6 protein-coding genes are annotated in these 12,292 nt (G+C 49.5%); 5 read left to right on the top strand and 1 reads right to left on the bottom strand.

From position 1 onward, the window contains the following. Positions 1-13: 13 nt before the first annotated feature. Positions 14-451 (top strand): NUDIX hydrolase, encoded by a 438-nt coding sequence (locus tag FS818_RS12690; protein WP_186331738.1) that lies wholly within the window; start codon positions 14-16, stop codon positions 449-451. 82 nt (positions 452-533) lie between these two features. Here FS818_RS12690 and FS818_RS12685 read toward each other — a convergent pair whose 3' ends face one another. Continuing rightward, positions 534-1,535, bottom strand: a complete 1,002-nt coding sequence (locus tag FS818_RS12685) for a Na/Pi cotransporter family protein (protein WP_145332150.1) — start codon at positions 1,533-1,535, stop codon at positions 534-536. A gap of 315 nt (positions 1,536-1,850) precedes the next feature. On the opposite strand from FS818_RS12685, the gene FS818_RS12680 reads away from it, so the two are divergent. The 4 genes from FS818_RS12680 to addA all read left to right on the top strand — a co-directional run bounded on the left by FS818_RS12680 (position 1,851) and on the right by addA (position 12,268). Next, entirely contained in the window at positions 1,851-3,227 is a 1,377-nt protein-coding gene (locus FS818_RS12680) for a class I SAM-dependent rRNA methyltransferase (protein ID WP_145332148.1), read from the top strand. Between the two features lie 276 nt (positions 3,228-3,503). After that, positions 3,504-4,169, top strand: coding sequence for a hypothetical protein (locus tag FS818_RS12675; RefSeq protein WP_145332146.1), 666 nt, complete (start codon positions 3,504-3,506; stop codon positions 4,167-4,169). A gap of 225 nt (positions 4,170-4,394) precedes the next feature. Further along, positions 4,395-7,898 (top strand): helicase-exonuclease AddAB subunit AddB, encoded by a 3,504-nt coding sequence (gene addB / locus FS818_RS12670; protein WP_145332145.1) that lies wholly within the window; start codon positions 4,395-4,397, stop codon positions 7,896-7,898. Then, complete coding sequence (addA, locus tag FS818_RS12665) at positions 7,895-12,268, top strand: helicase-exonuclease AddAB subunit AddA (RefSeq protein ID WP_145332143.1); 4,374 nt, start codon at positions 7,895-7,897, stop codon at positions 12,266-12,268. The genes addB and addA overlap by 4 nt, the downstream gene beginning before the upstream one ends. Positions 12,269-12,292 lie beyond the last annotated feature (24 nt).

The raw sequence follows: 12,292 nt of genomic DNA, 5'->3' as shown, positions 1-12,292 counted from the left end.
GATGGGGGAAAACATCATGAACAAAAAAGAAATTTCGGCAGGCGGCGTTGTCTACAGAACAGGTGAGGATGGCCAGGTTCAAATCCAGCTCATCGTAGACCGTTATGGTAAAACGACACTTGCAAAGGGCAAAATGGAAGCTGGAGAAACGATCGAACAGACGGCGCTTCGTGAGATTTTGGAAGAAACGGGTATGGTAGGCCGTATTGTGGAGCCTATTAATATCATTGCTTATACGTACCAGCATGCCGAGTTTGGTCCAGTGGACAAAGAAGTGCACTATTATCTCGTTGAAGCACAGAGCGGTGACCTCCAGCCTCAGATCGAAGAGATTAAAGGCGTGGATTGGTACTCTCCCGAAGAAGCATGGTCCAAACAGCAGCAGAGTGGATACGATAACAACGATGACATTTTGCGCATTGGCTTGAACAAACTGGGCATTAACGTGTAAAACAGCACGACATCTCGTTTGAATGATGGTCTACTTACTTAGACATTCTTTCGCCACTAAAGCGGATATCGTGATGACTTTATTAAGCAACAGGTTTCTTTGTTGACGGGGCGAGCACAGGTGTTTTTTTGTGCCAGATGGGCAAGTAACAGAACGGTAAAGCCAGCAATGAACTGATGATGTTAAAAAGGGTCTGGGCATGCGCAATCTGTGCCCCGTGATCCGCTGACAACCAGGCCGACGCTGCATGCAGCTGGCCGATCAGCGGCATAAACAGTAGCGCTCCCGCTATGTTGAGTACAACATGGGAGGCTGCCACGAATTTGCCTGCGGAAGCTCCCCCCGCGGCAGCAATAACAGCGGTGATGCAGGTCCCTACGTTAGACCCGATCACAATGGCGATGCCGATCTCTACAGGTAGCACGCCTGTCGCTGCGAGCGTAATCGCCATGCTGATAACTGCGGCGCTGCTGTGAATCAGCGCTGTCAGGCATGCACCGGCAAGAAAACCCCACCAGTGGCTGCCCGCTGACCGCTCCAGAAACCATTGGAACACGCCCATGCTCCGAAGTGGAACGGCGATGGACTGCATGACTTGTATACCTGTCATGACAAGAGCAAATCCTGCTGCCGCAAGGAAACTGAATTGGATATTGGCCAAAGTACGTCGGATGCGTTCGTGGGCATTTTGGTTGCGTTCACCAAGGACAACAAAAACAGCCCAGCCTGTTAGAGATATAAGCAACAAAGGCAGTGCGGCACGTCCGATCTGAAGACCGACAAGCTCTGTCGTTAAGCAAGTTCCAATATTGGTTCCCAAGATAATGCCGAGTGTGCGTCCGTAGGTAATTAAACGCGCGTTAGCTAGTCCTATGGTGAGTACCGTTACGGCAGTGCTGCTCTGTAGCAGAGCGGTTGCGCCTGCACTGAATGCCATGCCCTTCCATGGGGCAGAAGTGGCGCGGTTTAACCAGCCTGCCAGCATCGGCCCCGCCATGCGTTGCAGCGCTGTCTCCATCAGCTTCATACCGCCAAAAAAGATAATCAGCCCGTACAACAGAGGCAGAATTACTTCTCTGAACATTCCGAATCATTCCTCCCGTCCCATTCCTTATCACTTATCCTATGAGGAAGCAGAGACAAGCATGACAAGCACAAGAGGAATTGAATCTATCAGCCCTCATGCAAAAGGTACGGTGATTCGGCAAACGCAACAGAGGGGCCGAAATCGAATCCAAGGAAGCGAAGCGTTCGCCTTTGTCACCGGATTTTCCCTTTGAAGAAGGGAATCCAAAAAATCTGGAGACAACAGCGATCATAGGATCGATTCGTCCCTGGAGCGTCTCGTTGCCGCCCAAACCTATCTTTTCAACTAACTTACGAAAGAAGTGGATCAATCTTGCCATCCGTTATATTGGAACGAAGCCGCAAAAAGCGGTTGGAACATGCACATCCCTGGATTTTCAATAATGAAATTGCATCCGTAGACGGCAACCCGGAACCGGGCGATATCGTCAATGTACTTAATCATCAAGGTCGCTATTTGGCGACAGGTTATTATAATCCGGCTTCCCAGATTACCGTTCGTGTAGTCTCATACCAGCCTTTGGAGTTTGAACAGATGGATACCGCCTTTTTTGCGGCTCGTTTCCATGATTGTCTGCGTCACCGGGAACGCTTTATCCAGGATGGCGAAGCCTACCGTCTTGTTTATGGCGAAGCCGATTTTCTGCCTGGATTGATCGTTGATCGTTTTGGTAGCATTTTAGTTGTGCAGATCCTTACACTGGGTATGGATCGTTGCCGTGAAGCCATCGTGCAGGCTCTCATTGAAGTGATGCAGCCGGAAGGTATATATGAGCGCAGTGATGTCTCCATTCGTGAACTGGAAGGTCTGGAGCAGATCAAAGGACCGCTCTACGGGGAATGCCCGCGTCATGTGACTGTGACCGAGAATGGGCTACTTATCAAGGTGGACATCGTGGAAGGACAGAAAACAGGGTATTTCTTCGACCAGCGTGAAAACCGGGCTGCTATTGAACCATTGATGAAAGGCTGGGGATACAAAAGCGGCATCACCGTGCAACAGGTCGAGCATGAAGGAACAGAACAGCTGTTGCCTGTGAACAAAGGTGGTAAAGTGGTTACTTTCCCTTATTGGGACGGTGCCACCGTGCTGGAATGTTTCTCTCATACCGGTAGCTTTACCCTGAATGCTTGCAAATTCGGAGCGAAGAAAGTAACCTGTCTCGATATTTCCGAGCATGCGATCGAGAGTGCACGAACCAATGTGGAGCTAAATGGTTTCACGGATCGGGTTGAGTTCGTTGTAGCAGATGCTTTTCAATATCTACGTGAGCAAGTCAAAGGACTTGATGAGCGCAATGCACGAGCAAAAGCTGCGGAGCAAAAGGTAGATACCTCCAAAGCATTGTCCAGTGCTGGAAAAACGTTTGATGTCGTTATCCTTGATCCACCTGCCTTCGCCAAAACAAAATCAGCAGTCAAAGGGGCATGCCGCGGCTACAAGGACATCAACTTGCAGGGCATGAAACTGGTCAACGAGGGTGGATATTTGGTAACCGCAAGCTGTTCCTACCACATGCGTCCTGACCTCTTCCTGGAAACCATTGCGGATGCAGCTGAGGATGCAGGTAAAGTACTGCGTTTAATTGACTGGAAAGCGGCCGGTAAGGATCACCCGCAAATTTTGGGCGTAGATGAAGGGCATTACCTGAAGTTCGCTATTTTTGAAGTGAGAAGCAAAAAAAATTAAGAATACTCTGTTTTTAGAATGACATCTACCCTATGAGATAGACACTTCAAAAAGTCCATCTTATAGGGTATTTTGTTTATGAGGAAAAGCTCGATCTTGGCGAACAGCTTATCTTATTGGCCGAAAAGGAACAGTGTTCAGTCCTTGTCCTGACTCATTAAAGACTAGGTTAGCAACGGCAGGATTTAATTTCGAAAAAGGAGGAGGTCTGCTCGCTATGGTTACGGGTAGGTTATTTGAAACGCGTAATTATAGACGTAGCAGGCGTACATTGACATGCGTAATTTAAAAGATGGTGTTCGAAAACAATTTTATGCTGAATTGCGGCAAATCATTGCGGCAGAAGGGTATGAGGAATATAGAGAGGCTGATTCCAGCCCCACCGACTATACTTTCAGAAAAAATGTCAAGCCGGGCATTGTTTGGAGCTTACATAGTCATCTGACTCATTCAAAACCTCCATATGCTGTGTTTACAATCATGGCCTGCCGTTATGAAGCTGCCACTGAACGTTTACGTACATTTCTTGAAAAGCATCAAATAAGGTTGATCTCCAATGTTCCAGTCGGCTTCGGCAATAGTGTTGAAAAGTATACACAGCAAAAACATTCTGTTCTTGTTTCCTCTGAAAATATACAAGAAGCTGCTCGGCAAACAGCAGACAGATTCAAAGAAGCTGAAAGCAAGTATTTGTTGCCGCGCATAGAGCAAGGTTTTGCTGTTGATGAATATTTGACCAAACGACCACACCACTGGCCTACGGGTGATCTTTTTAACTGTTGCGTAACGATTTTAAGCTACGGATTGCTAACCAATGATCAGGCATTAGTGCAAAAGGGGATCGAACGTACATTCGAGATTTTGAACAAGCCGGGATATAGCCAGAGAAACCGGGATTTTTTCGAGGCCTTGCAGAAGGCTGTAGAGCATGAATTCATTTAACGAAATGGTAAGCTTGAAAACAACTACTAGGCGTATCTGTCACAGAATTTGGTGATAACGTCAATCCACAAGAAGCTGCTGGCTGTATCGAACAGGCGGTGGCTTTTTTTTTATAGCCATATTGTGTTCTTATTTGGTGGATCATGGCAAACGTATGTTCCGAAGCGGAGAAGGTATGGTATACTGGAAATTAAAATCTTGTACGTGCAGTTTGGAGGATGACACATGTCCGTACGCTTTGTTATTGGCCGGGCAGGCAGTGGTAAAAGCACACTGATTACCCGAGAAATCACATCTCTGCTTAGGCAGGAGCCTCAAGGAAAACCACTAATTCTGCTTGTTCCCGAACAAAGCTCGTTCCGGACAGAGCAGGCACTGGTATCTTCGGGAGATATCAAAGGTACGATGCGTGCCGAAGTACTTGGATTTCGTCGTCTGGCTTATCGCGTCATGCAGGAAGCTGGCGGTTCTGCTCGCGTTCCGATCGGAGCCGAGGGCAAGAAGATGCTTTTATATAAAGTCATTCAGCGTAGAAAAGAAGAACTGAGACTGTTTGCTGCTTCGGGAAGCCAGCTTGGCTTTATAGGGGAATTGACTAATTTGTATAGTGAGTTTAAACGTTATGAAGTTCATGCTTCGGCACTCGAAGAAGGGCTTGCAACATGGAGCATCGCATCGGCTTCACCTATCTTGGAAGACAAGCTTCACGATTTGAATCTAATCTACCATGATTATGAGATGGAATTGGCTGATTTATATATAGATGATGAAGATACACTGAATGAACTGACAGGTCGTTTGCCAGAAAGTACATGGTTGCAGGGGGCCGAGGTGTGGATTGACGGATTCCATGGATTCACTCCTCAGGAGATGAGTGTAATAGGACAGCTCATGTTACAAGCTTCGTCTGTAACGATTTCCCTGACGCTTGACCGTGCTTACGAACAAGGGATGATGCCTGGAGAACTGGAATTATTTTATCCAACGGCAAGTGCTTACGCGCGTCTCAAAGGAATGGCTGAACATTTGGGTGTGTCTGCCGGGACAATCGTCCTTCATGATGAAGTCTTGCCGAGATTCAAGGAGCGGCCGGGACTTGCCCATCTAGAGTCCGGTTTTGATCGGCGAGTTCGCTGGAGAAGTCAGGGCGAGGATTCGGGTATACGTTTGATCGCTGCAGAGAATCGCCGGGCAGAGCTGGAGGGCGCGCTACGCGAGATGCGTCGCCTGACGCAAGAAGAAGGGGCAAGATATCGGGATATGGCGGTATTGGTTCGTGGATTGGAGACCTATGCTGATATTGCAGAGCCGTTATTCAAGGATTATGATGTTCCGGTCTTTCTGGACAGAAGACGAAGTGAGTTACACCATCCATTATCCGAATTTATCCGTTCGGCACTGGATATCGTTCGCCGCAACTGGCGTTATGAGGATGTTTTCCGCTGTGTCAAGACGGATATGTTGCTTCCGCTGGATGGTTCAATCACGCGTGAGGATATGGATCAACTGGAGAACTATGTGCTCGCTTGCGGTATCCATGGATATCGCTGGACCGATGGTAAGCCGTGGAAGTATGTACCGAGTCTGTCTTTGGAGAATCAGGGTCAGGAAGGAAGTAGCCGTGGACGCGACGCAGTGTTATCGTTGATGGAAAGCTGCCGAACCTTGATTACGTCAGCACTCGGCCCGTTTGAGAAACGAATGAAAAAAGCAAAAACGGCTACTGCTCAGTGCGAGGCATTATTTAGACTGCTAGAGGATGCTGACATTGCACATAAGCTGGATCAGATGTCTGCTGAAGCCAAGGCACAGGGAGACCCAGAACGTTCTAGAGAGCATCGTCAAATGTGGGGAGCCGTATTGGATCTTCTTGACCAGATGGTTGATATGATGGGCAATGAACGTCTGGATATCACTTTGTTTGCGGGCATGATGGAGACGGGACTGACGGAACTCAAGCTGGGGCTTGTTCCCCCGGCCCTTGACCAGGTGTTGTTTGGTTCGATGGATCGTACACGTCTGCGTGACATGAAATATGTATTTATTCTTGGTGCGGTTGATGGGGAACTGCCAGCGATCCCTCAGGACAACGGAGTACTCACGGAGCAGGAAAGATTGTTGCTGACAGAGAGAGGCATGGGGCTGGGTCCTGGTGCAACGAGACTCATGCTGGATGAACGTTTTCTCATCTATACCGCTCTGACCGCTGCCAGCAAGCAGTTATGGCTGAGCTTTCCTGTCGCAGATGATGAAGGTAAATCACTACTCCCTTCCGAGATTGTGCGCCATGTACGCAAAATGTTTGGATTGCAGGAGCAACCCTTGCTTGCCCAGCCGCCCGTCTCGAATTTGGAATCCGTGCACCTCTCTTACGCGATTCATCCGGAACAAAGCCTTTCCATGCTGATTGGACAATTGCGAAGATGGCGTAGGGGAGAAGACATTCCTGAAATATGGTGGGCAGTCTATAATTGGCATGTAAACCGGGAAGCGAGCCGTCCTGTGCTGGAGCGATTGCTGGGTTCTGTCTTTTATCGTAACCGTGCGCGGAGACTGGAAACGGCAACCAGCCGCAGGTTGTACGGGACGGAGGTAAGAACGAGTGTTTCACGGATGGAACGGTTTGTAGCCTGTCCATTCTCTCATTTCGCATCACATGGGCTGAAGCTGAAGGAGCGGCAATTATATCGCCTTCAGGCTCCGGATATCGGGCAGTTGTTCCATGCTGCACTGAGTCAACTGGCGATGCGCCTGCGTGAGGAAAATCGTAGCTGGGGCAGTCTGACACCGGATCAATGCCGCCAGGAAGCCGAGCAGACGGTGGAGCAGATCGCTCCGCAGCTCCAAGGGGAAATTTTGCTTAGCACAAAGCGTTATGGGTATATTTTCCGCAAATTAAAAGATATCGTCAGCCGGGCATCTGTTATTTTGGGTGAGCAGTCCAGACGCGGCAGTTTTGAACCAATCGGGTTGGAGCTGGATTTTGGTCCAGGGAAACCTTTGCCGCCACTACGTTTTGAACTGGAGAATGGGTGTGTACTGGAGATTGTCGGCCGGATCGACCGAGTGGATGTCGCTGAAGGAGAGAACGGTCTGTTGTTAAGAGTAATTGACTACAAATCCAGTCAGACCGATCTCAAGCTTCATGAAGTTTACTACGGACTATCGTTGCAAATGCTCACCTATCTGGAGGTATTGCTTAGCGCTGCTGAGGAGTGGTTAGGGGAAACGGCGATGCCAGGAGGTACCCTTTATTTCCATGTGCATAACCCACTACTGCAATCGGCAAACGGTATGACATCGGAACAGGCAGGACAGGAACTTCTGAAACGCTTTAAAATGAAAGGTCTGCTACTCGCTGACCGTGATGCCGTTGCTCAAATGGATAATACCCTTGATAAAGGACATTCCGCAATTATTCCAGTGGCATTAAAAGCAGATGGCAGTTTTTACAGCAGTGCTGCTGTAGCGACGCCAGAACAATGGGATACGTTGCTTGCTGCTGTTCGTGGTAATATTCGCGAGATTGGAACCCGCATTACAGATGGAGATACAGCCATTGAACCGTACCGGATACAGCAGGAGATCGCCTGTACGTTCTGTTCATATAAATCACTCTGTCAGTTTGATGAAAATATTGAGGGGAACGACTATAAACTGCTTTCCAAACCGGGCAAACAGCAAGTTTGGGATATGTTGTCTCACAGCAAGGAAGGGGAATCGTTATGATGCATATGCCTAAACCGGAAGGCAGCTTCTGGAGTGATGATCAATGGAGCGCCATTTCCGAGCGTGGAGAAGATATTCTGGTCGCCGCAGCTGCAGGATCAGGAAAAACAGCTGTTCTGGTGGAGCGGATTATCCGAAAAATTGCAGACCCTTCCCAAGGATTCAGCGTGGACCGCTTGCTGGTAGCCACGTTTACGAAGGCAGCTGCGGCCGAGATGAAACAGCGTATTCGGGAAGCGCTGGAACGTGCGCTTGAGGAGCAACCGGAGGAGGAGCATTTGCGCAGGCAGTTGTCGTTGCTCGGACGGGCATCCATTACAACGCTGCACTCCTTCTGTATGGAAGTCATTCGCAGGTATTATCAGCAGATTCCGCTAAATCCGGCTTTTCGTATTCTGAATGAAAATGAGGCTGAGATGCTCCGTCAGGAATTGCTGGAGGAGTTGTTCGAGGAGAAGTATGGCGAAGAAGACGAGGGCAGTACGTTCCGCGAACTGGTGGACTGGTTCAGCGGAGAGCGAAATGATGATGCGATGCACCGGCTGGTGCAGCGTTTATATGATTTCTCGCGAAGCCACTCCTGGCCAGATCACTGGTTGATGGAAATGGCTGAAGCTTTTCAGGTGGAAAGCGTAGAGGCACTGGGGCAATCGGCATGGGTGCAGAGCATTTTACGGGATGCGGCTCTCGCTTTGGGCGGGGCGGCAGGTTTGCTGCGGCAAGGAATTCAGATTTCGTTGCAACCAGAGGGTCCTGCACCTTATGCTGAGACACTCAAAGAGGATTTGGCGATGGTTGAAGAGCTTTTATCCGCTGTTGAAGTCATGCCTTGGGAAAGGTTGCCTGAGGTATTCCAGCCAGCTGCATTTGGCAAATTGAAACCTTGTAAAAAAGATCAGACCGACCCTGGTTTGCAGGAACAGGTGAAGGAGTTGCGGGAAACGGCTAAAAAGGCTGTTGCCGATCTGAAAGGTTCACTTTTTGGCAGGAGTGCATTCTCTTTTTGGCAGGAGCTGGAACAGGCTGCACCGTTGATGCAGGAGCTTTCCCGCCTAGTCAGCACCTTTGGCGAACGGTATCTTCAGGCGAAGCAGGAACGCGGACAAGTTGATTTTAACGATCTGGAGCACTATTGTCTGCACATTTTGCGCCATGAGGATTCGACCCCTGAACATTCCATGCCTTCGGATGCGGCGATGGAATATCGTGCGCGTTTTGATGAAGTACTGCTGGATGAATATCAGGATACCAACACGGTTCAGGAGGATATCGTCAGGTTGATCTCCAGAGAGAATCCAGGGAACCGATTTATGGTTGGTGATGTTAAACAGAGCATTTACCGTTTCCGCTTGGCTGAACCCGGCTTGTTCATGAACAAATACCGTAACTACACCCCGAGTGTTCATGTGGATACAGGTGATGAGGAAGAGAATGGTACAAGAACGGGTATAGCAACGGGAACGGGGAAACGAATTGACCTTGCCCGCAATTTCCGCAGTCGTGCCGAAGTGGTGCATTCCGTCAACGTCATATTCAGACAGTTGATGAATGAAGGGGTCGCCGAGATCGCTTATGATGAACGGGCTCAGCTGGCTTACGGCGCTTCCTTCCCGTCAGAGACACTTGGAAGCGAAGCTTATACACCTGAGCTTATGTTAATCGATCGCCAAGGCGGCGGCACGGATGTGCCCGAAGGTGCGGAAGACGGTGTGGATGCAGCCGCTGCTACAGAACTGGAGAATGCCGAACTCGAAACGGCTCAATTGGAAGCGCGAGCCATCGCAGCGCGTATCCGAGAGATGGTCGGAGAGACAGACAAGCCTGCATTGAGCGTGTATGACAAGGCTTTGCAAACGATGCGTCCGGCACGTTATGGAGACATTGTTATTTTGTTGCGTTCCACGCTAATGTGGGCACCGCTGATGATTGAGGAATTCAGACAGCAGGGCATCCCTGCAGGTGGAGAGCAGAGCAAGGGATATTTTCAAGCTACGGAAGTGGAAGTGATGTTATCTCTGTTGCAGCTTGTGGACAATCCAAGACAGGATATTCCTCTGGCCTCCGTCCTTCGCTCTCCCATTGTTGGTCTAGATGAAGAAGGGCTTGCTCAGATTCGACTGGGGGATAAAAGACAGTCCTTCTATGATGCGGTTGTTTCTGCCGCAGGAGAGTGGAGAAATGCCCACGATGGGACTGGTCAACGTTCTGAGTCCGGACGGGATTCGTATGTTGACGATTTGATCCAGATGCAGTGGCCAGAAGGCTGGTCAGAAATCGAACAGGCTCAGCGCCAATCAGCTGTTACCGCAGAGATGGAAGTTGATTCGGGAGCTGATCTGCAAACGGAAACGGCTGAACAAGATGCAGGCTTTATGGGCGGAAAAGAAGGAAACGAACTCGCGCACTCGCAGTTGCAACAGAAACTCATTCATTTCATGCGTCAGCTGGAACAGTGGAGACTTGAGGCAAGACAAGGCAGTTTAAGCGAGCTGATCTGGCGGATTTACCGGGAGACCGGATATTTGGATTGGGTTGGCGGACTTCCTGGCGGTCAGCAGCGTCAAAGTAATCTGAAGGCTCTGTATGATCGCGCGCGTCAATATGAGGAAGCAACTGCAAACCGCGGGCTGTTCCGCTTCCTGACATATGTCTCAAGACTACGGGAAAATGGCGGAGACCTGGGCACCGTAGCCAGTGGTTCAGGGGAACAGGATAATGCCGTACGTATTATGACAATCCATCGAAGCAAAGGGTTGGAGTTCCCGATTGTGTTTGTTGGCGGTATCTCCAAAATGTTTAATCAGCAAGATCTGCATGCACCGTTTCTGATGCACAAGGAACTTGGTTTTGGCCCAAGGTTCGTGGACCGTGACAACAGGGTGGCCTATCCTACATTAGCCAATCTGGCTATACGTCGCCGGGCTCAGTTTGAACTGCTTGCGGAAGAAATGCGTGTGCTTTATGTGGCTTTAACCCGGCCAAAAGAAAAAATGGTGCTGGTAGGCACCGTGAAGGACGCTGCCAAAAAAGCACAGACCTGGTCACAGGTTAAAGACAGTCCAGAGCTTGCGCTACCCGATTATCTGCTTGCTGCGGGACGAAATTATCTGGATTGGATCGGGCCCGCTTTGATCAGGCACCGGGACGCCGAGGTGTTGCGTGAGCTTGCAGGTGATCGTGATTCTTATGCGGCTTGCCTTGCGAGTGATGAATCTCGCTGGAGCATATCTGTGGTTGCTGCGGATCGGGTATCTCTCCAGCAACACGCCGACCTTGTAGAGCGTGAAGAGGATGAATTAACTGAATTGCGGAGAGAACGATTGGCTGCTTTGCAGGCCGTGAGACCCGTCAGAATGAACCCATCGGTAGAAGTGATCGGGCATCCCGAAGGCGTACAATCCAATCCACTTTCAGAGATTGATTCGGTTACCGCAAATCAGAAGACGGATGAACTAGTGGATCTAAAAGCAAACAGTGAAGAGGCTTTGGATGTTGATGCTCAAAATGCGCTTGTGCGTGAGATCGATAAGCGGCTTTCCTGGACGTATCCATATGAATCAGCTACACAAGTGGCGGCGAGCACTTCGGTGACCGAAATCAAGAGTCTGGTATCGACACAGGAGGATGCCTCGTACCCCGTCATGGAAGAACTGCAGGAACAAGCTTGGACTGGAGGCAGTAATAGCAATTGGTCTGGAAGCGATGATAGTAAGACAAGCCCAGCGACACAATATTCGTTCAAACTACATTTGCGACGTCCCAAATTCATGGGAGAGCGGCAGCTGACAGGAACAGAACGGGGAACGGTGTACCATACGCTGATGCAGCATCTCCCTGTTGACGGATCTGTTGTGGATGAAGCAGTTGTTGATGAGACGATTTCGCGCCTGCTGGCGATTCAAATATTGCTTCCTTATCAAGCAGAGGCGATTGAACGAAGTGAACTGATTACCTTTTTTGATACACAACCAGGAATGGAAATGTTGCGTGCGGCGTGGATTCGAAGGGAAATCCCGTTCACATATGGTCTCCCGGCACATCAATCTCCTGCGGAATGGATTCGTGGATTACGGCCAAACGAGGAGCAGGAGATACACAGTGAAAACGATAGATTACAGGCTGTGCTACAGGATGAAACGGTGCTTGTCAGGGGGATTATTGACTGTCTTTATGAGGTTGATGGAGAACTTGTTCTGCTAGATTACAAGACGGATCGAGTGCTTGAACATCGCGGAGGAGTGGAACCTCTGGTTGAAAACTACCGGTTCCAGCTGCGGCTGTACGAACGGGCAATTGAAGATATATTGGGTCGCCAAGTCGACCACACATGGCTTTATTTTTTCGATGGCGGTCATGCGGTTAAGTTATAAAGGGGCTTGGAGTTTCTGAGTGTT

The organism is Paenibacillus xylanexedens, from assembly GCF_007680605.1.
Taxonomy (GTDB): Bacteria; Bacillota; Bacilli; order Paenibacillales; family Paenibacillaceae; genus Paenibacillus; species Paenibacillus xylanexedens_B.
Note: the sequence above shows the minus strand (reverse complement) of the source record. Positions and strands in the feature narration are given on the sequence as shown.